The sequence below is a fragment of the Streptomyces sp. NPDC041814 genome (genome assembly GCF_055590565.1).
On record NZ_JBVJAM010000002.1, the window covers coordinates 887,375 to 911,800 of the forward strand.

General features: G+C 69.3%; 21 protein-coding genes and 4 pseudogenes. 18 read left to right on the forward strand and 7 right to left on the reverse strand.

What is annotated here, in order from left to right; genetic code table 11:
• The first annotated feature begins 107 nt into the window (after positions 1-107).
• On the forward strand, positions 108-995 hold the full coding sequence (locus tag ACZ6C6_RS09215; protein WP_469200651.1) for a LysR family transcriptional regulator: 888 nt from the start codon (positions 108-110) through the stop codon (positions 993-995).
• A 193-nt stretch (positions 996-1,188) separates the two neighbouring features.
• Positions 1,189-1,398, forward strand: a complete 210-nt coding sequence (locus tag ACZ6C6_RS09220) for a hypothetical protein (protein WP_469200652.1) — start codon at positions 1,189-1,191, stop codon at positions 1,396-1,398.
• Positions 1,399-2,159: 761 nt separating this feature from the next.
• Here ACZ6C6_RS09220 and ACZ6C6_RS09225 read toward each other — a convergent pair.
• Positions 2,160-3,095, reverse strand: a complete 936-nt coding sequence (locus tag ACZ6C6_RS09225; protein WP_469200654.1) for an AraC family transcriptional regulator — start codon at positions 3,093-3,095, stop codon at positions 2,160-2,162.
• Between the two features lie 88 nt (positions 3,096-3,183).
• Here ACZ6C6_RS09225 and ACZ6C6_RS09230 point away from each other — a divergent pair, with 88 nt between their 5' ends.
• Positions 3,184-4,113 carry an NADP-dependent oxidoreductase gene (locus tag ACZ6C6_RS09230; RefSeq protein ID WP_469200656.1) on the forward strand — a complete coding sequence of 310 codons (930 nt, stop codon included), beginning with the start codon at positions 3,184-3,186 and terminating at the stop codon, positions 4,111-4,113.
• Between the two features lie 98 nt (positions 4,114-4,211).
• Here ACZ6C6_RS09230 and ACZ6C6_RS09235 read toward each other — a convergent pair.
• Positions 4,212-4,633: pseudogene (locus tag ACZ6C6_RS09235) on the reverse strand (transposase); the annotation flags it as partial.
• Between ACZ6C6_RS09235 and ACZ6C6_RS09240 the strand changes: the two are divergent.
• Both ACZ6C6_RS09240 and ACZ6C6_RS09245 read left to right on the forward strand, forming a co-directional pair.
• Positions 4,605-4,889 (forward strand): hypothetical protein, encoded by a 285-nt coding sequence (locus tag ACZ6C6_RS09240; protein WP_469200658.1) that lies wholly within the window; start codon positions 4,605-4,607, stop codon positions 4,887-4,889. The pseudogene ACZ6C6_RS09235 and the gene ACZ6C6_RS09240 sit on opposite strands and share 29 nt — an antisense overlap.
• A gap of 135 nt (positions 4,890-5,024) precedes the next feature.
• Positions 5,025-5,324 (forward strand): hypothetical protein, encoded by a 300-nt coding sequence (locus ACZ6C6_RS09245; RefSeq protein ID WP_397989443.1) that lies wholly within the window; start codon positions 5,025-5,027, stop codon positions 5,322-5,324.
• Positions 5,325-5,694: 370 nt separating this feature from the next.
• Here the strand turns inward: ACZ6C6_RS09245 and ACZ6C6_RS09250 are convergent, their stop codons facing one another.
• A complete protein-coding gene (locus ACZ6C6_RS09250; protein WP_469200660.1) occupies positions 5,695-6,657 on the reverse strand; it encodes an LLM class flavin-dependent oxidoreductase in 963 nt (320 codons plus the stop codon).
• An 86-nt stretch (positions 6,658-6,743) separates the two neighbouring features.
• On the opposite strand from ACZ6C6_RS09250, the gene ACZ6C6_RS09255 reads away from it, so the two are divergent.
• The gene (locus tag ACZ6C6_RS09255) at positions 6,744-7,523 is read left to right on the forward strand and encodes a helix-turn-helix domain-containing protein (RefSeq protein ID WP_469200662.1); all 780 of its coding nucleotides are present in this window, start codon (positions 6,744-6,746) and stop codon (positions 7,521-7,523) included.
• On the opposite strand, the gene ACZ6C6_RS09260 is transcribed toward ACZ6C6_RS09255, so the two are convergent.
• Entirely contained in the window at positions 7,502-7,924 is a 423-nt protein-coding gene (locus ACZ6C6_RS09260) for a hypothetical protein (protein ID WP_469200664.1), read from the reverse strand. The two genes, ACZ6C6_RS09255 and ACZ6C6_RS09260, sit on opposite strands and share 22 nt — an antisense overlap.
• Positions 7,925-8,098: 174 nt before the next feature.
• On the opposite strand from ACZ6C6_RS09260, the gene ACZ6C6_RS09265 reads away from it, so the two are divergent.
• Positions 8,099-8,943 (forward strand): IS5 family transposase gene (locus tag ACZ6C6_RS09265; RefSeq protein WP_469200666.1). Its coding sequence is split into 2 segments (ribosomal slippage): positions 8,099-8,471 and positions 8,471-8,943, totalling 846 coding nucleotides; the frame shifts between segments, so codons are not numbered across the junction.
• A gap of 4 nt (positions 8,944-8,947) precedes the next feature.
• On the opposite strand, the gene ACZ6C6_RS09270 is transcribed toward ACZ6C6_RS09265, so the two are convergent.
• Entirely contained in the window at positions 8,948-9,364 is a 417-nt protein-coding gene (locus ACZ6C6_RS09270; protein ID WP_469200667.1) for a hypothetical protein, read from the reverse strand.
• Between the two features lie 559 nt (positions 9,365-9,923).
• Here ACZ6C6_RS09270 and ACZ6C6_RS09275 point away from each other — a divergent pair.
• The 3 genes and pseudogenes from ACZ6C6_RS09275 to ACZ6C6_RS09285 form a co-directional block, all read left to right on the forward strand.
• Positions 9,924-10,319 (forward strand): hypothetical protein, encoded by a 396-nt coding sequence (locus ACZ6C6_RS09275; RefSeq protein WP_469200669.1) that lies wholly within the window; start codon positions 9,924-9,926, stop codon positions 10,317-10,319.
• Positions 10,320-10,967: 648 nt separating this feature from the next.
• Positions 10,968-11,495 carry a DUF6584 family protein gene (locus ACZ6C6_RS09280; protein WP_469200671.1) on the forward strand — a complete coding sequence of 176 codons (528 nt, stop codon included), beginning with the start codon at positions 10,968-10,970 and terminating at the stop codon, positions 11,493-11,495.
• Positions 11,496-11,598: 103 nt separating this feature from the next.
• A pseudogene (locus tag ACZ6C6_RS09285) lies at positions 11,599-12,351 on the forward strand (transposase); the annotation flags it as partial.
• 90 nt (positions 12,352-12,441) lie between these two features.
• On the opposite strand, the pseudogene ACZ6C6_RS09290 reads toward ACZ6C6_RS09285, so the two are convergent.
• Positions 12,442-12,571, reverse strand: a pseudogene (locus tag ACZ6C6_RS09290) (transposase); the annotation flags it as partial.
• A gap of 295 nt (positions 12,572-12,866) precedes the next feature.
• Here ACZ6C6_RS09290 and ACZ6C6_RS09295 point away from each other — a divergent pair.
• The 5 genes from ACZ6C6_RS09295 (at position 12,867) to ACZ6C6_RS09315 (ending at position 19,503) form a co-directional block, all read left to right on the forward strand.
• Positions 12,867-15,617 (forward strand): ATP-binding protein, encoded by a 2,751-nt coding sequence (locus ACZ6C6_RS09295; RefSeq protein ID WP_469200673.1) that lies wholly within the window; start codon positions 12,867-12,869, stop codon positions 15,615-15,617.
• A 129-nt stretch (positions 15,618-15,746) separates the two neighbouring features.
• Complete coding sequence (locus ACZ6C6_RS09300; RefSeq protein WP_469200675.1) at positions 15,747-16,580, forward strand: alpha/beta fold hydrolase; 834 nt, start codon at positions 15,747-15,749, stop codon at positions 16,578-16,580.
• Positions 16,581-16,614: 34 nt separating this feature from the next.
• Positions 16,615-17,088, forward strand: a complete 474-nt coding sequence (locus tag ACZ6C6_RS09305; RefSeq protein ID WP_469200677.1) for a Dps family protein — start codon at positions 16,615-16,617, stop codon at positions 17,086-17,088.
• Positions 17,089-17,117: 29 nt separating this feature from the next.
• Positions 17,118-18,248 (forward strand): serine hydrolase domain-containing protein, encoded by a 1,131-nt coding sequence (locus tag ACZ6C6_RS09310; RefSeq protein ID WP_469200679.1) that lies wholly within the window; start codon positions 17,118-17,120, stop codon positions 18,246-18,248.
• Positions 18,249-18,657: 409 nt separating this feature from the next.
• Positions 18,658-19,503: an alpha/beta fold hydrolase gene (locus ACZ6C6_RS09315; protein WP_469200681.1), complete on the forward strand. Its 846-nt coding sequence runs from the start codon at positions 18,658-18,660 to the stop codon at positions 19,501-19,503.
• Between the two features lie 281 nt (positions 19,504-19,784).
• Here ACZ6C6_RS09315 and ACZ6C6_RS09320 read toward each other — a convergent pair.
• Positions 19,785-20,353 (reverse strand): annotated as a pseudogene (locus ACZ6C6_RS09320) (HD domain-containing protein); the annotation flags it as partial.
• A gap of 1,000 nt (positions 20,354-21,353) precedes the next feature.
• On the opposite strand from ACZ6C6_RS09320, the gene ACZ6C6_RS09325 reads away from it, so the two are divergent.
• From ACZ6C6_RS09325 to ACZ6C6_RS09335, 3 genes are all read left to right on the forward strand, one after another.
• Complete coding sequence (locus ACZ6C6_RS09325; protein ID WP_469200683.1) at positions 21,354-22,742, forward strand: MBL fold metallo-hydrolase; 1,389 nt, start codon at positions 21,354-21,356, stop codon at positions 22,740-22,742.
• Positions 22,743-22,900: 158 nt separating this feature from the next.
• On the forward strand, positions 22,901-23,485 hold the full coding sequence (locus tag ACZ6C6_RS09330; protein WP_469200684.1) for a rhodanese-like domain-containing protein: 585 nt from the start codon (positions 22,901-22,903) through the stop codon (positions 23,483-23,485).
• Positions 23,482-24,381: a sulfite exporter TauE/SafE family protein gene (locus ACZ6C6_RS09335; RefSeq protein ID WP_469200686.1), complete on the forward strand. Its 900-nt coding sequence runs from the start codon at positions 23,482-23,484 to the stop codon at positions 24,379-24,381. The genes ACZ6C6_RS09330 and ACZ6C6_RS09335 overlap by 4 nt, the downstream gene beginning before the upstream one ends.
• The last annotated feature ends 45 nt before the right edge of the window (positions 24,382-24,426 follow it).

Sequence of the window (24,426 nt, forward strand, 5' to 3'; positions counted from 1 at the left end):
ACGCTACTCATAGCTGCTGTTTATGCTGAATTGATAGGGCCCTACCGTAAGCAGGGGTCATCCTGCCCGGTAGGGGACTTCAGTGAATGGAGCGATAAGCCGTGGCTATGGCAACAGACCGCCTGAACCTCGAAGGGCTTCGCTATGCGCAGGCGGTCGCGGAGACCAAGTCGTTCAGCTCCGCCGCACGCGCATACGGAGTCACCCAGCCCGCGCTTTCGAACGGGATCGCCAAGCTGGAGGAACGCCTCGGCGACAAGCTGTTCGAGCGGTCACCGCGCGGCGTGACGCAGACCGCGTTCGGTATTCGGATCCTGCCGTTGATCGAGCGCGCCCTCGTCGCGCTCGACGCCGTCGGAGCGGAGGCCCGGCGGCTGACCGAACCGGGTGGGCAGAAGATCCGCATGGGCGTTTCGCCGCTGATTGGCTCGCACCTGGTCGCCCGCGCGTTCAGCATGGTCCAGGGCCTTCCCGCACCGCGGGACCTGGTGCTGCGCGAGGCGAACATGCAGGAGCTGCGGGAATGCCTGCTGGCCGGCCAGCTCGACATCATCCTGATCCCGGCCGTGGCCGCGATGCCGCGTTTCGAGCACCGGGTCATCGACGTCGAGCCGATCGTCGTCGTCACTCCTGACGCGGCGGAGGCGACCCCCGTCGAACTCACGGAGGCCGGCAAGGGCCAGTTCATCCTCGTCCCCGACACCTGCGGCCTGACCACCTTCACCACGCAGCTCTTCCAGGCGCACGAGATGCCCCTGAGCACCTATCCGGGCGAGGCCGCCAGCTACCGGGTCCTGGAGGACTGGACGAAACTCGGCCTGGGCTCGGCCATGGTCCCCCGCTCCAAGCTCAGCTCGCCCGACGTCTGCCACCGTTCCCTGCACGACCTGGGCCGCGAAGTGCAGATCTCCTTCGAAGCAGTCTGGAGCGCCGACTCCCCGCTTGCCCCGGACCTGCTCCGCCTCGCCGACAGCCTCGCGTCCACCCGCCCCTAGGTCATACACACTGTGCATATCCTGACTCGGCGAAGTCCTCTACCGGGCGTTGACGGTTATGCCTAACGTGGCAGGCAAATTGCGGACTTCGCCGCACAGCCCTCCTTCCTGCTCATCGAGTGAGACATAACCATGGCGTATCTTCAGATCACCTTGCAGGTGGGGCCCGGCCCACCGCACCGCAGCTGCGGGCGTGTACGAGAAGTGCGAGCAGCCGTTTCTCGACACCGCCCCCGGCGCCCTCAGCAAGGAGCTTCTCCTTCGCGACGAGGAGGTCCAGGTCCTCCACGGTTTCGAGACCGCAGCCGACGCCAAGACGTATCTGACCAGCGAGCTGTTCACCCGTGACCTCGTCGGCGGCCTGTCCGGGCTGCTGGAGGCTGGCCCCGACGTGTGCCTCTAGGACACCGTCTGAGGCCCGGTCGGGCACGAGCTCACGGTGCTGCTGCGCCCATACGACGGTGCCCGCGCCTACACCGCCGACCTCCGGCGCACCGTCAGAGCGCGGGGTAGTGCTCTGCGAGGTGCGGGCGGGATTGACCGCGGGGACGGTGAAGCCCCCTCACATGGCGGCGGGCCATGCCCCGCTGCCACTTGTTCAGCTGCCGACGCACGTTGTTCAGATGGCGCGGATTGACGAACAACTGCTCCTTACCGGCGGCCGTGAGGACCGGCTCCGACGTCGCGGCGAGCACCGGCACCCCAAGATCCACCCCCCACGGCCCCTGGTGCGACAGGTCACGGTATCCGCCAGGGAATCGGTGACGAAGCCCACCGAACCGCGCGGCCGGGAAGGCGTGGTGGTCCTCCTTCCAGGCCGGCAGTTCATCGTCCTATAGGCCGTGAGAGCCGAGTCGTACCGTTCGGTACCTCGGCAACCGCCTGGCGCTGCCTGACACGGCTGGTCAAGACAGATGAACGGCCCCGCGTTCTCGCGCGTGGAGATGTCCCTCGGCCTCGCGCGGGGCACGAGGCGGCAAAACGCTCTCCAGGGTGTAGCCCGCCCTTTGCGCGACTCGGCAGGAGGCGGGGTTGCCCGCGTTATGGACCAGTTCCAGACGGCTGAGTCCCGCTTCCGTCCCGGTGTCGGAGGCCCAGTGTCGGCGTACGCCTGGATGTGCTCAGTCGCGTACAGGTGAACGTGCTCACTGTCCTTGCAGTGAATCAGCTTTCCCGTCGGTACGCGCCGGGGGCCAGCCCGTGCATGCGCTTGAACGCGTTGGCGAAGGCGAACTCGGAGGTGTATCCGACCTGGGCGGCGATCGATCTCAGGGGCGCTTCCGTCGCCCGTAGAAGGCGGGCTGCCGTGGTCAGTCGCCACCAGGTCAGGTAGCTGAGGGGCGGTTGGCCGATCATCGAGGTGAAGCGCCTGGCGAACGTTGCCCGGGAAAGGCCGGCTTCCGCGGCGAGCTTCGCCACGGTCCAGGGCGCTGCCGGGTCGCGGTGGACGGCGTGGAGGGTGGCGGTGACCGCCGGGTCGTTGAGTGCTGCAACCCAGCCTGTGGTGCTGTTGCGGGTGGGCTGTTCGGCAAGCCAGATGCGCAGGATGTACATCAGGAGCGTGTCCAGGAGCGCGGGGACGGTTGCGCTGGTGCCCAGGCGCGGATTGCCCACTTCGGCAGCCAGGAGTTGCACCGCCGCGTGCAGCTCGGGGTGGCGGTCCCGATCGGCCGGCAGGTGGATCAGGTCGGGCAGGGTCAGCAGCAGGGGGTGGGTTCGGGACGGATCGAGCCGGGAGGCGCCGCAAAGCACCACGGTGGCCGGGCCACCCTGACCGAGTCGGTCGACCCTGTCCGACGCGTAGGGCCCGGCCAGCTCAGCGTCGTCGGGGGTACAGGCTGGGGCAGTGACCACGGTTGCCGGGCCGTCGGCCAGGGTGTGCCCGCTGCCGTGCGGCAGGAAGAGCACATCGCCCGCACCCAGTTGGACCGGTGCGGCGTGCGGGGGCAGGAGCCAGCAGTGGCCCTCCAGGATCACCTGGAAGCCTGCCGAACCCGGTACGGACGCGAACTGCTGTCCCCAGGGTGCATGCCATCGCACGTACGCCGACCGTGGCCGGCCGGTCCGGGCCACTGTGATCACATCGCTGAGCACATCCATGGGGCGAGCGTACGCATGAGACGCACGCGCATGAACAGGTCACCCTGACGCATGGATCGTCTCCGCGTGCGGCCCGTAGGTTCACTCCATGAAAATGAAGACCGCGCGTATCCACGCGTTCGGCGACGCGTCCGTGATCCGCTACGACGACGTTCCGCAGCCTCGACCCGGCGCCGGTGAGGTGCTCGTCCGCGTCGCGGCGACTTCGTTCAACCCCACCGAGGCCGCGTTGCGTGCCGGGCTGCTGCAGGTTTTTCTTCCCGTGGATCTCCCCTACACGCTGGGCTGGGACGTCGCCGGTACGGTTGCCGAAATCGGCCCGGGGACCGAGGGGTTCGCCGTCGGCGACCGCGTCATCGGGCGGCTGGACGGCGCCGGCGCGGCCGCCGAGTACGTTCGGGCGCCGGGTGAACTGCTGGTCCCGGCACCGGCGTCCGTTCCTCTCACGCACGCCGCAGCCCTGCCGGTGGCGGGCCTGACAGCCTGGCAGACGGTGTTCGAGCACGGAAAGGTGACCGCCGGCCAGCGGGTCCTGGTCAACGGCGCGGGAGGAGGGGTCGGCGGCTTCGTGACGCAGCTCGCCAGGCGCACCGGGGCCGAAGTGATCGCCACGGCCAGCGCCCGCAGCGCCCAGGCAGTCCGGCGACACGGGGCGGACCACGTGATCGACTACACCGCCGGGCCGGTCGCCACAGCGCTCGACGGCCCAGTGGACACCCTGCTCAATCTCGTTCCGCTGACCTCGCACGAGGCCGCTGCTCTGGCATCCGCAGTACGGCCGGGCGGGCGGATCGTCTCGATCGCAACCCCTGTCGAACCGCCTGCCGACGCCGGGGTGAGGGCGATGCACATGGTCGCCCGCAACGACGTGGTGCATCTGGCGGCACTCGTGGAACTCGTCGACGCGGGTGAGGTCGCACTCGACATCAGCGCATCACACCCGCTGGCCGACCTCGCGGACGTCCACCGCCTCGGTGAAGCCGGCCGGATCCGCGGCAAGGTCGTCATCATCCCCTGAGCCCGATGCCGCACCCTGAAGCAGTCTTCCCAACCCACAACTCGGTGGGGACGTTCACGTGTGCACAGCTGAGCACATTGGCGAATACGCCGACACTCGGTGTCGGACGCGGCGTGGACACTGACCCCGATCTGGCAGTTCCCGACCTTGCCCAGGGTGCCGGAGTACTGCCTGGCCACCCAGGGCGAGGACGTGCCGTCCTTCGGGAACCCGGTGTCATCCACCACCCACACCGGCGGCCGCACCACCGCCACCGCCCGGCGGGCCAGCTTGGTGCGGACTATGTCCAGCGGCCAGGTCGACGAGGTCATGAACTGCTGCAACTGCTGATGGTCCACACCAAGGCGTCCGGCCATCGGCTGCATCGACTTCCACGCCCATCCAACAGCAGGTCCCGCAGATACGGACCGCCCTTCACGCGCTGGTCAGCACGTGCCAAAGGCGCGAATACCTCCCCGGCGACCTCCTCCAACCGACCCCAGGACGCGCGCTTGCGCCGGCTTTTCGATGCCGACGACAGCCCTCACGACCCCATGGCCCGGTTCCGCGGGCTGCCGTCCGAGCTCGGCTTCGTCCATCGGCACGTGCCGTGGACCCGGAGCGTCCCACTTGACATGCATCTCGCCAACCTCGCCAGCTACTCCGACTTCCTCGTCCTCGGCAAGCAAGCAACGAACACCTTCATTGCCAAGGAGCGCGACATCCTGGCTGAGGTCTTCCCGAGCCGGATGGTCGAGGAGCACTACGTCGTGAGCTTGGCTGTCACCACCTGCTGACAGAGTGCTGCGACACGTTGGCGATCGCCGGCGGACAGAGAGGCCGTCAATTCTCGGGTTCTGGCTCGCTTTCCGTGGAGGGCTGACTGAGTGTGATGTCAGTGGTGTGTGGTGGGATGGCCGGACTCTGCTGCCGTGACCTGCTGGGAGACCGCGTTGATGCCCGTGTACTCCTCTCTGACCCACGCCTTGGCCGCGGCCTTGGTCGATGTCCTGTGGTTCATCGAGGGCAGTGAAGACGAGCAGGTGGATCCGGATGACGCAGTCAAGGTCCTGGAGGGTGTAGCCCACCTGGTCAGCAAGCTGTCGAGTGACCAGCGGAGCGAGCTGATCGGCCTGCTCGGGACGATGGCCGAAGCCGAGTCAGACCCCGCGCGGCGGGAGTTCCTGGAAGGGTTTCCGGAGGGCTTCGGCCTCGTTGATGATGCGGTCTGACCTGTGCTTCACGAGTAGAGCAGGACGCGCTTGCGGAGAAGATGGAAGCCGGCCCGGCCGAACATCTGACGTTTCAGCATCTTAAAAGTTACGTGGAAGCTACCGGGGTGATCAAGTCTCTCCGGTGCGACCACGGACTCAGGAGATGTGTTGAGCGGCACGACGCTGCTAACGGAGAAGTGGCCGGTGCTCGGCCGGCACGAGCAGGAGACGCGGGAGGTGGCGGGGAGGCCCCGCTCGGCCGCTCTGCCGAGGTCGCACCACAGGCGGAACCGGTCCACGACCTGGGGCAGCGGTGGGCGCCCCGATTCTGGCTCCCCAAGCCCTGCCCCACAACCGGCGCCGCGTGTCGGCCGTCCGGGCTCAAGGGCTAGGTGGAGGCGTGGTCCGCTGCCGCTCGGAGGGCGGGGATCAGGTCGGCGAGCTGTTCGAGCTGGTCGCGCTGGGAGTGCAGGTCCAGGGCTCCGAGGCGGGCGACGATGTGCCGAGCACCGGCGGCGACGTACCGTCCCAGCTGCTCGAGTACCTGGTCCGCCGAACCGGTGACCACTGCCTGGATCTCTTCCAGCTGTTCCAGTGGCATGCCGTACGTGGCCCGCGCGTAGTCGTCCAGTGTCCGACGGCCGTTCTCGACGTCGCCGTCGATCCGTACCGAGACGAACAGTGCGGGGACGATGTCGTCCGTCTCGCGCCCTGCGTCGGTTGCCGCTTCGCGGATGCTGCGGAGGCCGGACGCGTAGTCGGCGGGGTCGGGCGGGTAGGGCAGCCATCCGTCGTACATCCGGCCGGTGCGGGCCAGAGCCGCCGGGGTCGCACCGCCGAGCCAGATAGGCGGGCCGCCGGCTCGGTGCGGCCTGGTCGTGGGCGGGACGTCCTCGAACCGGAGGATTTCGCCGTGGAAGGCATCGGCGCCGTCCCACAGAGCCCGCCACAGCGCAACAGTCTCGTCCAGGCGGACGAAGCGCCTTTCCCACGGCAGCTCGGACAACGCGTAGAGGGGCCGCCCGAAGCGGCCGGGGAAACCGGCGCCAACGGTCACGACAAGCCTGCCGGCGGACAGCAGGTCGATCGAGGCGAGTGCCTGCGCGGCCTGGACCGGCCGACGAAGGAAGGGCATCAGCGCAGCCGTGCCCAGGGTCACGGAATCAGTGACCGGCGCGAGTGCGGCCAGCATCGTGAGCGCCTCGACGCGCGGGCTGATCAGAGAATCGTTGGCGAAGAGCGAGGTGAAGCCCGCGCGTTCGGCGGAGCGGCCGAAGGCGACCAGCTCGCGAGCGTCGCAAGCAGGGCCCCACTGGGCGGTTCCGGTCGGAAGCAGTACACCGATATCCATGTCGGCCATGTTCACGACCCGGACGAGACGCGACAATTCCCTGCGGGGAATGGCCTGGGACCGTCCGCCGCCGCTACAACAGGACTGTGGACTTCCCCCGGACACTGCGTGAGCGTCGTACCCGCCGTCATGTCAGCCAGCTCGATCTGGCGTTGCGAGCGGGCACCACCCAGCGCTACGTCAGCTTCATGGAATCCGGGAGGTCGGTCCCTGGCCGGAACATGGTCGTGCGCCTGGCCGAGTCGCTGGAGCTGCCGCTGCGGGAGCGCAACGAGTTGCTGCTGGCCGCCGGTTACGCGCCTGCCTACCCGGAGAGCTCACTGGACGATCCGGTGCTGGCCCCCGTGCGTACGGCGATCGACCACATACTGCGCGGGCATCTGCCGTACCCGGCGATGGTTGTGGACAGAGGCGGCGACCTGATCGCCGCCAATAGCGCATTCGACTTGATCACCGAGGGCGCAGCCGAGGAACTGGTGGGCCCGGGCACGAATGTCTACCGCCTGGCCCTGCATCCCGACGGACTGGCTCCTCGTATCCTCAACCTCGCCGAGTGGGCGCGTCACATCTTGGTTCGCCTTGACCATCTCGGGGAGTTGCGCGCCGAGCTCACCGGGTACGTTCCCGATCTGGAGCCGTCCGACGGCCCACTCGGCTTCGCGGTGCCACTCCGCCTGCGGTCCTCCGACGGTGAGCTCCGCCTGATGACGACTGTGACGACCTTCGCCACTGCCATCGACGTGACGCTTGCCGAGCTGAAGCTGGAGGCGTTCCTTCCGGCCGACCCGGCGACGGCCGAGGCTCTCTCGGCCGCCGCCGGGGCAATGACCAGTGCTGCCGTCGCTCAGGTGCCCGGGAACATGTAGTCGGTCTTGATGCGGCCGTTGTCGTCGAGTACGAGGATGTCGGAACCGCCACCCACCGCTTCGCCGGTTGCGGTGGACACCGTTACCCAGCCGATCCTGACCACGCCGTGGAGACGCACTGCCCCGGGGCGCGGCCGGAACGTGAACCCCTGCTTCTCAACGAACCGTTCGTAGCTTCGCGCGACACGGGTCTCGATGGCATCGAATCCTTGAGCTTCCAACGTCGGGTATTCGAAGCCGAGTTCCGCTGCGGTCTTCCTCATCTCCGCAGGAGGCTGAAGGATATGGGTGCCGTCCTCGGTCCATAGTCCCTCGATGATCGCGCGGCGCTCTGCGGCCTCGCGCACATTCCATTGAGCCATATAGCGGTCGGCCAGCTGCTGCGGGTCTATCTCGATCATCTGCGTCTCCTTGCCCGGGCAGGTCCCTTGTGACCAGATCCTGCGGGACGCGGTGGAGACCGACAATTCCTAAGAGGGAATCGGCTGGTAGGACCGTGAAACTGCCGTTGGAGGGCCGAGAGGCGCTGGCAACGACTTACTGATCGTTTCAGAATGAGTTGAGCTACGGATCTTGTGTTCGACGATCTTGGTCGGCAGGGTGTCCGGGTACGTGCTGATCTTGTTCCTGATGACCTGTGGGAGCGGGTGGCCCCGCTGCTGCCACCTGCTCCCGAACGGCGCCGTCGCCACCCCGGGCGGCGACGCGTTCCCGACCGAGCGGCGCTTGCCGGCGTCATGTACGTGCTGCGGACCGGTGTCGCGTGGCGCGATGTTCTCGTGGAGACGGTGGGCTGTTCCGGCGTGACGGCCTGGCGTCGGCTGCGGGACTGGACCGAGGCCGGCGTCTGGCCACGCCTGCACGCCGCCCTGCTGGCCGAGTTGCGCCGCGCCGACCTGCTCGACCTGGACGACTGCTCCGTGGACGGGTCACACGTCCGGGCTCTCAAAGGGGGGCTCATGTCGGCCCCTCACCGGTCGACCGCGCCCGCCCCGGCTCCAAGCACCATCTGATCGTCGACCGGCACGGAACCCCGCTCGCCGTCACCCTCACCGGCGGCAACCGGCACGACGTCACCCAGCTCCTGCCGCTGCTGGACGCCATCCCATCGATCCGGGGGCTGCGGGGGCGCCCCCGCAGCAAACCCCGGCGTCTGTATGCGGACCGGGGCTACGACTTCGACAAGTACCGCCGCCTGCTGTGGAAGCGTGGCATCAAACCCATGATCGCCCGACGCGGCGTCGCCCACGGCTCCGGACTGGGCAAGGTGCGCTGGGTGGTCGAGCGCGCTTTCGCTTGGCTCCACCAGTTCAAACGGCTCCGCATCCGCTACGAACGACGCGCCGATCTCCACCAGGGCCTACTCGAACTGGCATGCAGCCTGATCTGCATCCGACGTCTGTCTGGTCGCTCCAAGTGATCGACTAGGAGTCTGAGCGCAGCCCCAGGGTGCTGTGCTGAATCACGCCGGCCGGGGCATCTGCAGAACGCGGCTTTCGACGAGTCAACTCCACCAGCTTCGAGCGGAGCTCAGGCGCTGGTTCGCCAAGCACGATGGCGGTGATGACCAACTCAAGCATGACGCAGTCGTAGGCATCGTCCGTGCCGCCATAGCGCTCGCCATCACGCTCTACCACGGCACTGACGATCCGCCATCCACCGCCATCAGCCGGCGCAAAGGTCGCCGCGAATACTCCGTAACCGGTCCAGCTTCGATGCAGGAAGACAACCTCACCCTCTGTGAAGACGTCCCACTTCTCATCCATGTCCCGTGAGGCGTAGCCACGCTGGATCCGCTCCCAGTCCTCATCTGACCAGATCCGCTGAGGCAGCTCCGGCATCGGCCGAGGATCTGATATCGGCTGGACACGACACATGGATCGAGTTACAGGTTCGTCAGCAGGCATGGAGTGATCTTACGGACGAAGCAGAGAACGACAGCGCTCTCTTCGTCATTCTCATTCTGAAACGATCAGTTACTGGCTTATCGGCAGACGAACCTGACGCGGCTACAGCCGCCCAGATATTGCCGGCCTTCCGGGGCCACACGACCCACAGCGGCGACACCGTACCGGTTGATCACCCTCCGCCAATGGGAAAGACCCAGCGGCCGCCACGAGGGCATCAGCGATGGCCTCAGTGAGGCCGAGACTGGTGAACGCAGCCTTCCGGGCCTCGTGTCCCGCCCCCGAGCGTGGGATGCGGCGCCCACGAACCGGTGCGACGCCGGAGCAGGAGCGTCGGACTCCACTTCAAGGTCCTGACCGGACGTGACGAGTAGGCCGGCGTCGTCATCGCCTCCCACCCGTCATTGGGCAAGCGCATACGTCACGGCAGGCCGTGCTGGACAGCACCGACCTCACGGGTTCCGGCAGGGCCCGGATGCCGCATAATCGAACGATGTTGGTCGAACTGGTGAAGGTCGCGAAGTTTCCCTGGAGCCCCTGGCTGGCCCAGGTCCGGACCTCGTTCGGCGGGACAGCGGTCCGCTGGTGCGGTGACCAAGCCGCGCAACCGGGCAAGTACCACGTCGAGTGGACGGTCGACGAAGACATCGTCTGGGGGCGGAACGCGAGACCGGCCGACGGAGCAGGACCGGGAGTCCGGCCCGGCGGCCACTGCGTCATCCTGCGTGGACGTCTGAACCTCACGGAGGACGGCGCCGCCGTACTGGACTTCGATGGCTCGCAGATTCTGCTGGACCTTGCCGGCCCGCTGCCCAAAGGCACTGCCGGCACGTGGGTTGAACTCCACATCGAGCGCGAGAAGATCGCCCTCCACCCGTACGAACTCTGAACCGGAGGCGGGCGTGGGACCCGAGGGCGTCGCTCCTGGCAGTCCCGGTCTTCGTCCGCGTTCCCGGCCACCGGCACGTCGGGCAGTGGCTTGCGCCGCTTCTCGAGCGCCCCGGTGCGCCGTGCCTCCTCCGCTGTCGCGCGCAGCCGCCGCGACTACGACACTGAGCGTTTTCAGCGTTGCTTCTCCAGGGTGAGGACGGTTTTGGTGCCCTGACTACCCAATTTCCGCCCGCACCCTCTGCCCGTCCGTCCGTCCGACGGCCTGAACCCCGACGAGCAGCATCCGACCGCCCCGCCGCCCTCGGCTGAACGCTGACGAAGCGGAAGATTATGGCATCGCATATTCAAGTTGGGTGGCATCCATTGCGGTTGAACCACCATCCCTGCTACTGCCGCCGAACGCGCAGCAAGTCCGTGCCGACTCGACCGGATTGGGGCTACCGCGCCACGGCTGGCACACAGGGCAGGCATGTCGACACTCTGGTAGCTCTGCGTGACGCCCGTAGATAAAGAACAAGCTAAGGGCTGTCCCGTAACTGGCGGTGCCCCGTCTCAGTGAGGTTCAGCCGATGCCGTGGAGAGCGAGCGAGTGCTGAGCGACAAAACCAGGTCGACGTAGGCCAGTGCGGTATCCGATCATGCGTTCATGCCCCTGAGAGAGACCCTTGCCCGAGTCGATGCAGACCTGGCCGTCGGCCGGGTTCCCGTCGCGCGCCAGCGCCTGCGCGGTCTCATCTCGTCCTTCCCACACGACCTGACGCTCCGCCGTCGTCTGGCCGAGGTGTACCGGCTCTACGGCGACGCCGCCGAGGCTGGACGCTGGATGTACCTCGAAGAGGACCGGAATGCCGAGGAGACTGCCGCCTTCGAGGCGCGGCACGCGTCTCCCGGGTGGCGGATGAAGGCCCTCGCCTGGCACGGTCCCGAGACTAAGGCGGCCACTGCCTTCGCGAAGGGGCAGTTGGTCGCGGTGCGGACCGCCTGCGCCGAGGAGCTGGGGCGCCCCGTCGACTGGGATGAGCCCGCCTCTTACCGGGACGACCTGGAAGGGGAGTACAAGGCGCCCTCCGAGCTGTGGACGGTCGGCGGTGTGCTGGCGGGCGTCGGCTGCCTGACGGCGGTCCTTGTGCTCCTCGCGATCTGGGTGACCGGACTCGTTGCCCTCTTCGACTGACTCAGGTCACCGGGGCCTGTGGGGAGCGCCGAGCAAGGTTCGGTGAGACCGTCCAGAACTGCCGTGAACGAGGACGCCCGGTGACGAGTGAAATGATCCCGCGGTGTCTGGTGTGATCACGGCTTCGGAGCCGTCCTGGATAGCCCCGTTCACCGGGCTGAGCCCTCGCCTGTTCGGCAAGCTGGTGACCGTACTGCGGCGCGAGGGTGCGGATGCGGTTCGCAAGGGCCGGCCATGGAGCCTCCCGCTGGGGGACCGGGCTCTGCTGGTCGCGGCGTACTGGCGCACGAACTTGACAATGCGCCAGCTCGCCCCACTCTTCGGGGTGTCCGAGTCGGCAGCGGACCGCATTATCGACCACCTGGGGCCGATGCTCGCGCTTCAACCCCGCAAGCGGTTCGTCAAGGACACCGTGCTCATCGTGGACGGCACCCTGGTCCCAACCCGGGACCACGCGGTGGCGGAGCAGTCCAAGGACTACCGGTACTCGACCTATCACCAGGTCGTCATCGACGCCGATACCCGCCTGGTCGTCGTGGTCGGCCAGCCCCTGCCCGGCAACCGCAACGACTGCAGGGCATGGAAGGAATCCGGCGCCAAAGCCGCCGTCGGCAGAACACTCACGATCGCCGACGGCGGCTATCCCGGCACCGGGCTCGTCATGCCCCACCGCCGACGCAAGGGCGAAGACCTTCCGGACTGGAAGGAAGCACGGAACAGGTCTCACAAGCAGGTCCGCGCCCGCGTCGAGCACGTCTTCGCGCGCATGAAGATTTGGAAGATCCTCCGCGACTGCCGCCTCAAGGGCGACGGAGTCCACCAAGCCATGCTCGGCATCGCCCGGATGTACGTCCTCGTCAGCGGTGATCTTCTTGACGGCCTTGGGGAACTTCGCCCCGTACTGCCTGGCGAACACTGCGAGGGCCGGGGCGGGCGTGTTCACGGTCCTCGGCCTTGTAGATGTCCTGGATCGCCTTCTTCGCCGCCGGCTGAGCCGACTTCGGGAGGCTGTCCAGGACATTTGCGGTCTTGTGGACCCAGCACCTTTGATGGCGGGTGTCAGGGAACACCTCGCCGAGCACCTCTCCCGAACGGCGCCATCGTCACCCTGGGCGGCTGCGGGCCGGCGAGTGCCGCCGGGTCCGGAATCGCCCTGTTCGTGCTGCGGACGGGTGTCGAGAGGCGCGGCGGCTCGGTTCGCGCACGCGGACCGCGGTCATTCCCGCTCGGTAGCATGCATACCATTGCGTGAACGGCATCCAGGCCAGGCTTTCAGGCCGCCCACCAGCGGAGATGCCGCCAGGTCGTCCGGTTTCGCAAGGACGCGGAGCCGTCGGGTGCTGGGGAGGTACAGAGAAACGGGGGTGCGGCATGCATCGACGGGTACTACTGGGTCGCGATACGGAACGCCGTACGCTGGCTGCCCTGGTCGAGCAGGGGGCCGCCGGTTCGGGCGGTGCCACGGTGATCACCGGGGCGCCGGGGATCGGCAAGTCCGCGCTGGTCGCGGAGGCCGCGGGCGCGGCAGCACGCGGCGGGACCCGTGTGATCACCGCTGTGGGGGTCCAGTCGGAGGAAGACCTGCCCTTTGCAGGTCTGCACCAGTTGGTTCACCAGCTGAGGGACGGAATCGACGACTTGCCGGGACGTCAGCGCACCGCGCTGCTCGCGGCCGTCGGGCTCGTCGACGAGGCTGTACCCGATCTGTACCTCGTCGGCCTGGCCGCGCTGACCCTGCTGTCGGACGCGGCGGCGAAGGCGCCACTGCTCGTGGTCGTCGAGGACGCCCACTGGATGGACCGAGCCAGCATCGATGTGCTCGGGTTCGTGGCGCGGCGGATCGAATCCGACCCCCTCGTTCTGGTCGCTGTCACCCGGCACCTCGACGACCGCCTCAGCAGCGCCGGCCTGCCGGTGCTGCACCTGGGCCCGCTGACGGACGAGGTGTCGGGTCAGGTGCTGGACGCGGTGGCCCCCGGACTGGGACAGCAGGTCAGACGGCGGCTGTTGGAGGAGGCCGCCGGGAACCCGCTGGCGCTGACTGAGTTGCCGGTCGCGCTGCAGTCGGTCGGCGGGGCGTACGCGCTCAATCCGGGTCCGCTGCCGCTGACCGCGCGGCTGGAGCGGACGTTCACGGCACGGGTCTCCCGCCTGCCGGCCGACACCCGCGCGGTCCTGCTCCTTGCGGCCCTCAACGGTGACGGGACGATGGAGGAATGCCTCGACGCGGCGAGCGGGATGCTTGGGACGGCGGTCGACGCCGGTGCTTTCGAGGCGGCGATCGGCGCGGGCCTGGTGGAGGCCCAGGGGCTGGCCTTCAGACACCCCCTCGTCCGCTCGGCAATGCACCATGCCGCCACCGCCGTGGAACGCCAGGCCGCGCACGCCGCGCTGGCCGCCGCGCTCCAGGGGCAGCCCGATCGGCAGGCATGGCACCGTGCCGCGGCCACCGCCGGTCTCGACGAGCGAGTGGCCCGGGATCTGGACTCCACTGCTGGCAGAGCCCTGCGGCGAGGCGGGGTCGCCGCGGCTCTCGCCGCGCTGAGGCGGGCGGCGGAGCTGACGAAGGAGCCCTCCGCTCGGGCGGACCGGCTGCTGCGGGCGGCGGAGCTCGCACTGGAGTCGGGCCAGGGAGACGTCGCGACGCATCTGCTGACCCAGGCACGCTCACTGGACCTTTCGGCCCGGGACCGAGGCCGCGCGGCCTGGGTCAGCATCGCTCTGGCCGAGGGGACGCGGGGCGAGGGCGCCGCGACCGCCGAGCTGGCCGAGCTGGCGGTCGAGATCGCCGCCGGGGGCGAGTCGACGCTGGGGCTGCGCATGCTGTGGGGCGCGGTCCTGCAGTGCTTCTGGGGAGAGCCGGGTGCGGCGGCCCGCGAGCGGGTCGCCGCCGCTTCCGACCGGATGCCCGTTCCTGCCGACAACGCCGACCTGGTCGCTCTGCGGGCCTACTCGGCGCCGGTCGAGCGTGGGGAAGGGGCTGTGGAGGGCCTGGCGGGTCAGCTGGAGCGCTCATCGGAGAACGCGGAGGGGGACCAGCTCCTGGGCGGCGCCGCCGTGACGGTGGGCGCCCCCGCCCTGGCGAGCCGGTTGACGGCGCGGTCGCTGGACGCCCTGCGAGCGCAGGGCAGGCTGTCGATGCTGGCCCGCGCTCTTTGCGTCCAGGCAGGGAGCGCCGCACGGCTGGGTGACGTCCGCGCTGGTTCCCTCGCCGCAGAGGAGGCCTCGTCGCTCGCCCGCGAGACCGGTCAGCCTCTTGTACACGCGATGGTGAACGCCATCCGCGCGCAGCTGGCCGCCGTCAGCGGCGACCCGGCGGCCGAGGCATGGGCGGCGGAAGCCGAACGCGAGGCCCTTCCCAGCGGAGGGCGCCCGGTGCTGGCCATCATGCAGATGGCCCGCGGGCAGGCGGCCCTCTGCCAGGGCCGCTACGGCGACGCGTTTGGCCACCTGCACCGCGTCTTCGACCCGGCCGACCCCGCCTTCCACCCCTGGCTGCGCTTCTACGCGGTCGCGGAGCTGGTCGAGGCAGCGGTGCGCAGCGAATCCGCGGAGGTGGCACGTGACATCGTGCGGGAGCTGACCCCGCTTGGGGAATCGACGTCCTCGCCCGCCCTGCTCTGCGGGCTGCGGCTGGGCCGGGCCCTGCTGAGCCCGCAGGACGCCGCCGAGCCGCTGTACAGGGCGGCCCTCGACGCCGTGCCCAGTGACTGGCCGTTCGAGGGCGCGCGGGCACGCCTCGCCCTGGGCGAGTGGCTGCGGCGTCACCGGCGGCCAGCGGAGTCCCGCGTCGCCCTGCAGGCCGCACGCGACATCTTCGACGCTCTCGGCGCGTCGGCATGGGCGGAGCGGGCACGACAGGAGCTGCGCGCCGCGGGCGCGTCGTCCCCGCGCCAGGATCCGGCCGCGGTCGACCGGCTGACCTCGACCGAGCTGCATGTCGCCCAGCTCGCCGCGCAGGGTCTGACGAACCGTGAGATCGGCGAGCGGTTGTACGTCTCACCCCGGACGGTGAGCACCCACCTCCAGCGGATGTTCCCCAAACTGGGGGTCACCTCCCGCGGCGAACTCGCCGGGGTGCTCGGCGGCACGACGGCGTACCCCGAAAGCGCAGCGTCATGACGTACGCGGAGGACGCGGCACCATGACGTACGTCGAAGCCGTAGTCCGACGGACGCGGTCCGACCCGCTCAGTTCCTAGGTTGGTGCCATGCCCGGTGCGCACACGGCGGACGGGCGGGAAGGCACACCATGGGAACCATCACCGTCGGCACCGAGGGCTCGACCGGCATCGATCTCTACTACGAGGACCACGGGTCGGGGCAGCCGGTCGTCCTGATCCACGGTTACCCGCTGGACGGGCAGTCGTGGGAGAAGCAGACCGATGCCCTGGTCAAGGCCGGCTACCGCGTCATCACCTACGACCGCCGCGGCTTCGGCCGGTCGAGCAAGACCATGACGGGGTACGACTACGACACCTTCGCCGCCGACCTGGACACCGTTCTGACGCATCTGGACCTGCGTGACGTGGTTCTCGTCGGGTTCTCGATGGGCTCGGGCGAGGTCGCCCGCTACCTCGGTACCTACGGCTTGGAGCGGGTGGCGAAGGCGGCGTTCCTCGGTTCGCTCCAGCCGTTCCTGCTGCAGACGCCGGACAACCCCACCGGTGTGCCGCAGAGCGTCTTCGACGGCATCGCGGAGCAGGCGGAGGCCGACCGCTACGCCTGGTACGAGAGCTTCTTCGTCGACTTCTTCAACACCGACGAGACGCTCGGGTCGCGGCTCAGCGAGGCCGCGCTGCGGGCGAACTGGGCCACCGCCATCGGCTCGGCCCCCCTGGCGGCCTACGCGTGCGTCCCGGCGTGGCTGACGGACTTCCGGGCCGACGTGGAGCGTATCGACGTGCCGTCGCTGATCCTGCACGGGACCGCCGACCGCATCCTGCCGATCGACGCCACGGCCCGCGAGTTCCGCCGCCGCCTGCCCGACGCGCGGTACGTCGAGATCGACGGCGCTCCGCACGGGCTGCTGCTCACCCACGCGGCCGAGGTCAACGCCGCCCTGCTCGACTTCCTCGCTGCCTGAGAGCCGGCGCTTGTCACGAAAGGACCGCACTCCTGTGTCGGTTGTCAACCACCCTCTGCCCGAGCGCGACCGCGAGGCCGCGGGCGCGGCGCTGCAGGCGACCCTGGCCGACCTTCTCGGCCTGTCCCTGGTGGCCAAGCAGGCCCACTGGAATGTGTACGGCCCGCGGTTCCGCTCGGTCCACCTCCAGCTCGACGAGGCCGCCACCGTCGCCCGGAACCACGCCGACACGGTGGCCGAGCGCGCGGCCGCCCTGGGCGTCAGCCCGGACGGTCGGGCCGGGACCATCGCGGAAGCCAGTGGCGTGCCCGCCTTTCCGCCGGGCTGGACCAAGGACAGCGACGCCGTCGACGCCTTGGTGCACGCGCTCTCCGCCGTGACCGAAAGGCTGCGTGTGCGCATCGTCGCGATGGGCCCGGTGGATGTCGTCACCGAGGACCTTCTCGTCGGGCTCACGGCCGATCTCGAGAGGCACGCGTGGATGTTCCAGGCGGAGAACCGGGTCTGATGGGGGAGAAGAGGATGGGGGTCGAGGGCATGAGCACCGACCGGTTCGAGCCGGTACGGGCGGCGCTGGCGGCACACCTCGAAGCCGGCGAGGAGCTGGGCGCGTCGATCGCCGTCGATGTGGACGGGGTCATGGAAGTCGATCTCTGGGGTGGCCACGCGGACGCGGCGCGAACCGTTCCGTGGCACCGGGACACGTTGGTGAGCCTGTGGTCGACCACGAAGACCCTCACCAATCTCGCGGCCCTCATCCTCGTCGACCGGGGCGCGCTGGATCTGCACCGCCCGGTCGCGCACTACTGGCCCGAGTTCGCCGCCCAGGGAAAGGAGCACATCGAGGTGCGGCACGTCCTGGCCCACACCTCGGGACTCTCCGGCTGGGAGCAGCCCTTCTCCCTGGAGGATCTCTACGACCGGCCCACCGCGAGTGCTCGGCTGGCCGCGCAGGCACCCTGGTGGGAGCCGGGCTCCGCGTCCGGCTACCACGTTCAGACCCAGGGGCAGTTGGTGGGAGAGCTCGTCCGGCGGGTCAGCGGCCGCAGCCTGACAGAGTTCGTCGCCACTGAGATCGCCGAGCCGGCGCAGGCTGATGTCCAGATCGGCGCGCCACGGGCCGACTGGCCGCGTATCGCCGCTCTGGTGGCCCCCTCGCAGCCCATCGGCATGCCCACGGGTCTTGATCCCGAGGGGATCTTCATCAGGACGTTGCTCGGAAGCCCCGCGCGTGACGAGCACGTCGACACCCCGCAGTGGCGCTCCGCCGAACTCGGAGCCGTCAACGGACACGGCAACGCACGTGGCCTGGCCCGAGCGCTCTCCGTCGTCTCGCGGCGCGGCGAGGTCAACGGCCGCCGGCTTCTCTCCGAGGAGACGGTGGACAAGGTATTCGATGTCCAGGCCGACGGAGTCGACCTGTTCCTGGGCGTCCCCGTCCGCTGGGGCATCGGCTACGCCCTCGCCGATCCGAGGACGATGCCGCACATGCCCACTGGGAGAATCTGCTTCTGGGTCGGCAGGGGCGGGTCGATCGTCATGATGGACCTCGACCGGCGCGTCACATTCTCGTACACGATGAACCGGGTGGGCGACGGGCTCCTCGGTTCGGAGCGCACGCACATCTACCTCAGGCACGTCTACGAAGTCCTGGAGGGTACCGGCTGAGGTGTGGCCGTGGGCTCCGCGCGGGGGAGCCCACGGCCCACCGCCGAACGTGCCGTCAACCGCCTCAAGATCTTTCGCGCGGTCGCCACACGCTGCGGGAAACGGCTCCGTATCCGCCTCGACGTCGTCGCACGCGAAGCACTCGTGATCTGGCGCCGCACACCGACCACGGTCCGGGAGATATCGCGTGGGAGCGCGAGTGAGTGGCCGTCATCTGACTGGAGGGGAGCTCGCTCCCTCATCCGGTCGAGGCTTCCGCGCCCTCCGATCCGCGCTGCTCACGCGGCGCGGACGGACGCCCGTCCATCACGTACCGGCCAAACGATCCGGGCCCCGTTCCTCGACTCACCCAGCTGCCTCGCCTTTCGGTCCGTCGAACACTATTCATCGAACAAGAGGGATTTCACCCATGCGCAAAACCCACCTCGCCCGTCCGGTCGGCAGATCCGTACTGCTCGGTGCCGCCGCGGCCATCGCCGTTGGACTGTCCGTCGCCGCCGTCACCCTGCCCGCCGCGGCAGACGCCACGCCCCACCACCCCGTACGTCCGACGGTCGTGCTGGAACACGGAGCGTTCGCCGACGCCGCGAGCTGGGACGGTGTCGTCACCCGGCTGCAGAGCGCGGGCTACCCGGTGGTGTCCGCTGCCAACCCGCTGCGTGGTCCGGCGAGCGATGCCGCCTACCTGCGCAGCGTCCTCGACCACATCGACGGGCCCGTGGTCCTGGTCGGCCACTCCTACGGCGGCACCGTCATCAGCCAGGCCGCCGCGGGCCTCGAAGACAAGGTGCAGGCACTGGTCTACATCGCGGCGTTCCTGCCAGACGAGGGCGAGAGCTCGATCGGACTGACGGACAAGTTCCCCGGCAGCACCCTCGGCGAAGCCGTTGAGTCCGTCCGCTACGTGCTGCCCGACGGTGCTCAGGGCGCGGACGTGTACATCGAGCCGGAGAAGTTCCGCGACCAGTTCGCCGCAGACGTGCCGAAGGAGAAGGCCAGGCTCATGGCCGCGGGACAACGTCCGATCGCTGCCGCCGCTCTGGAGGAGAAGTCGACCCAGGCCGCCTGGAAGACGATCCCCTCCTGGTCACTGGTGACCACGGAGGACCGCAACATCCCGGTGGCCGCCCAGCGCTTCATGTCGGCCCGCGCTCATGCCCGCACGACGACCATCGACGCGTCACACGCGGTCTCCGTATCCCGCCCCGAGGCCGTCACCCGCATCGTCGAGCAGGCGGCCCGAACGGTCCGATGACCGAGGGCCCACCCTGACGCTCGTCGCACGTCCCCGCACAGCGGGCCTGATACGTGTTCGGGTGACAGGCTGACCTGCCCCACCACCGCGGTTCCAGTTCTGGTGACTGAACCTCTTCCATCCTGTGCTGGAGGGCGAAATGGGCTGGTCAGCCCGACGCGGTGACGAGACAGACTGGTCCATCCGCGGAAGAGCGAGGAGACTGAGCCGCGCAGAGGCGGGCGCCGGACAGGAAGGCCCCTGGCAGCAGCCAGGGGCCTTCCTGCGGATGGGGCCGGTGAGGGCAGAAAGTTCTTCTGCCACTGGAGGGAGTCCATGCTCAGCGCGGCGTCGGCCAGGGCTTTCGCGGACGGCGTCTTGAGCGAGGCGAGGCTGGTGTCGATCCAGCTCCGGGTGAGGCTGTAGCCCTGCTCCCGGTACTCCACCGCCTGGACCAGGCATTCGAGCTTGTCCGCGTCGCGGGCGACGATCGCCTCCGCGGTTTCGGCGGCCTCGTACTCGTCGACCGCGCCTTGCACGCCGGTGCGTACGGCCGGGTGGGCGTTTGCGACCTGGTCGGCGGTCACCTCGCGGTTCGGGGCGGCCTTGATGTACCTGCGGCCGATGTGTGCGATGTCCCCGATGCGGGTCTCCTGGGAGTCGTGGAACAGGCACATCAGCGCGACCCGGGCCGGGTCGACGCCTTCCACCATGGCGAGGACGGAACCGATCACCCCGACGCGGAAGGAGTGCTCCGCGACGGATTCGGGGGCCTTGTTGCCGGTGAACCACCAGCCGGTTCGTGCGACGCGCTTGAGCACGCCCATCTCGGAGATGAAGCTCGCGGTGCCCTTGTGGTGTCGTCGGCCATACGGTCCGCCGGTGTCAGCGGTTGTGATCGAAAACGTAATGGACGTGGGCGAGCTCGCGCCGGGATCTCGCCGACAATGCCGCCCCCGTCCAGGAGCTGGCCGGCCTGCTCGCGCAGCGGGCCCCCGAGCGGTCCGGCGGCCTGCGGCAGCCACGGGAAGGCCGTCAGCAGCGCCCACAGCGAGTGCGCGTACAGGTCGACGTACCCGGGCGCCAAGTGCAGCCCGCGGGCCAGGCCACGCAGCAGGGTCACCGGGCCCCAGCCCGACAGGTCCCGGTTCCCCATGAACGCGTCGTTGGGCTGCGGCAACGGCAACGCGCCCAGCCACAGAGCCCAGTAGTTGAGGTTCGCGGCCTCTGCGGTGTCGTCATCGGCCAGGGCGCGGTCGATGGAGTCCAGCAGTGGCTGCGGGTCTCCCAGTCGGGCGAGCGCGGTGGCGGTGGAGCGGGCCTCCGCCCAGTGCGGCGACCAGCCCCGCCTCGCCAGCACGTCACGACGCCGGTGAAGCGTGTGCGCGGTCCACGCCGCCGCGTCCGGCCCTTGGTCGTACGAGGCGAGGTAGAGCGCCTGGCGGTGCAGCAGCACCCCACCCTCGCCCTGAAGGCCCGCAGCCTCGGTCGCGCCCCGCAGATGGTCGAAGAACACCGTCCTCTCCGCGGCCGCCAGCTGCGGCGCGACGGCGACCGGACCACGCGCCTTGGCCGCAGGCCTGTCGGATGTGGGTCGGCGCGAGACCGCCATACCCCCCTGGGTATTTGACGACGTCGAAAAAACCTCTTACTGTCGTTAATACCCCAGGGGGTATATGGCGGATCCGGGTGTGCGGGCAGCGCGGCCGGGTGGCCCCGGGCTCGGCTTGATGCCGGAGCCCTGTCGGTACCTCGGCTCCACGCCGGCGCCCTGTCCTCCCTGTGATCCCCGCGCCCGCTTTTCCGGAGGGGCGCTTCACGGCCCGCAAAATACCCCCCGGGGTACACATCACCTTGCTATGGAGGTTTCCGTGTTCTTCTCGCAGTACTACCTCGAGTGCCTGTCCCAGGCGTCGTACATGATCGCCGACGAGGCCACCGGGCAGGCCGTGGTGGTCGATCCGCGCCGGGACGTGTCGGAGTATGTGAACGACGCCGAGGCGCGCGGTTTCACCGTGGTGGGTGTCATCAACACCCACTTTCACGCGGACTTCGTCGCCGGGCACCTGGAGATGGCGGCCCGTACCGGGGCGTGGATCGGTTATGGGCGGCGCGCGGAGACGGAGTACGCGATCCGCACGTTCGGCGACGGTGACACGATCAGCCTGGGCGACGTGACGTTGAAGATCATGGAGACCCCGGGGCACACCCCGGAGTCGATCAGCGTGCTGGTCTTCGAGCACGCCGAGGACGCCGTGCCCTACGGGGTGCTCACCGGTGACGCCCTGTTCATCGGCGACGTCGGCCGTCCGGACCTGCTGGCCTCGGTCGGGGTCACCGCAGACGAACTCGGCGCGATGCTCCACGACAGCGTCCAGAACAAGCTGATGGGCCTGCCCGACGAGGTGCGGGTCTTCCCCGCCCACGGCGCCGGCTCCTCCTGCGGCAAGAACCTCTCCACCGAGCGGCAGTCCACCATCGGTGAGCAGCGTGACACCAACTACGCGTGCGCGCCGATGAGCGAGCAGGAATTCGTCGCGATCGTGACCGCCGGCCAGGCGGCTGCCCCGGGTTACTTCGCCTACGACGCGGATCTCAACCGCCGGGAGCGGGAGCTGTTCGACCCGGAGAGCGGTCCGAGGGCGCTGTCGGCGCAGGAGTTCTCGGCGCTGCGTGCGACGGGCGCTGTGGTGATCGACGCCCGTGACCCGCAGGAGTTCGCCGCGGGCCACGTGCGCGGGGCGGTGAACGTTCCGGCCGACGGCCGGTTCGCCGAGCAGGCCGGCACGGTGCTGCCGCTGGGCTCCCAGGTGCTGGTCCTCGCGCCGGAAGGCCGCGAGGAGGAGATCGTCACCCGTCTGGCCCGGATCGGTTTCGACCGCACGGCCGGCTACCTCGCCGACCCCGGCGAGTCGCTGGCCGCGATGGCCGACGAGGTCACCCCCGCCAGCCGTCTGACGGCGGCTCAGCTGCGCGAGGCGCTCGCGGGCGACAACCCGCCGGTCGTCGTCGATGTCCGTAACTGCGGCGAGCGTGGCGAGACGGGCTTCATCGAGGATGCCCTGCACATCGCCCTCGGCGAGCTCCCCAACCGTCTGGACGAGATCCCGAGCGACAAGCCGCTGGTCCTGCACTGCGCGGGCGGCCTCCGCTCGTCCATCGCCGCCAGCCTCCTGCGCCGCCACGGCTTCCACGACGTCTCCGACGTCCTGGGCGGCTGGGCCGCCTTGGCTCCGCTGTACCAGCCCGCCACCGCCTGACCCGGAAACACGGCCCGGGCCCTTCACCGGGCCCGCGCCACCAGCAAAACCCCCGGTGCACCCACACGGGCTCTTCACGCGCCTGGCCGTGCCCCCGCGCGGGTGCGCCGGCCCCCCTGCACCCTCTCTTCCCCCCCGCTACCACCCGAGGAGTTCCCATGACGACCGACACCGCCCGCACCGCCCCCTTCACCCCCGCCGCCCTCCAGCACCTCATCGACAACGGCAAGGCCCCCCGCCTGCTGGACGTGCGCACGCCCGGCGAGTTCCAGACCACTCACATTCCCGGCGCCTACAACGTGCCGCTGGACACCCTGCGCGAGCACCGCTCCGAGCTGCGTCGGCACCTCGACGAGGACGTGGTGCTGATCTGTCGCTCAGGCGCCCGTGCCTCGCAGGCCGAGCAGGCCCTCGCCGAGGCCGGCCTGCCGAACCTGCGCGTCCTGGACGGCGGCATGATGGCCTGGGAGGCCGCAGGCGCCCCGGTCAACCGCGGCCCGGAGCGCTGGGAGCTGGAGCGCCAGGTCCGTCTGATCGCCGGCTCGGTTGTGCTGGTCAGCGGTGTCGTGGGCTTCTTCGTCCCCGGCGTGCACCTCGTGGGCACGGCGATCGGCGCGGGCCTGACGTTCGCCGCGCTCAGCAACACCTGCGCGATGGGCATGATGCTGTCAAAGCTGCCCTACAACCGGGGACCGCGCACCGACATCCGTACCGTCATCGCCTCCCTGCGGGACCGCTCGTGATCACCCTCGTCCTCGCCGCCTCCGTCCTGATCGGCATCAGCCTCGGCATCCTGGGGGGCGGCGGGTCCATCCTCACCGTACCGATCCTGGTCTACCTCGCCGGACAGGAGAGCAAGGAGGCCATCGCCACCTCCCTGTTCGTCGTCGGCGTCACCAGCCTCGTCGGCCTGATCCCGCACGCCCGAGCCCACCGCGTGCGCTGGCGGACCGGGCTGATCTTCGGCTCGGTCAGCATGATCGGTGCGTACGGCGGTGGACGCCTGGCCGAGTACATCCCCGGCACCGTCCTGCTGATCGCGTTCGCCCTGATGATGCTGGCCACCGCCGTGGCCATGCTCCGCAAGGGTGCCGGACGCAAGAAGGCCGGACACAAGGGCGCCCCCACCGAGATGCCGGTGAAACTCGTTGTGACCGAGGGCTTGATCGTCGGCGCGGTCACAGGACTGGTCGGCTCGGGCGGCGGTTTCCTCGTCGTCCCCGCCCTCGCCCTGCTGGGCGGACTGCCCATGAGCATCGCCGTGGGAACGTCGCTCCTGGTCATCGCCATGAAGTCGTTCTCCGGGCTCGCCGGCCACCTGTCCGGCGTCCAGATCGACTGGAACCTCGCCCTCCTGGTGACCGCCGCCGCCGTCGTGGGAAGCCTGATCGGCAGCCGGTTCGCCGGCCGCATCCCCCAGGACACCCTGCGCAAGGCGTTTGGTTGGTTCGTCGTCGTCATGGGCGTCTTCGTCCTCAGCCAGCAGCTCCCCACGGCCGTCTGGACCAGCCCTCTGACCTGGATCGGCGCCGCACTCGCAGCGGCGGTGGCCGGGTCCTGGAAGCTGACCGGCAGGCGTCGGACGCAAGCCGCCGACACGGCACCGCAGACCACCCGAGAGCCGAGCATGCACTCCTGAGACCCCAGTCACGGAGGGGGACGGCACACCACACGACATCACACA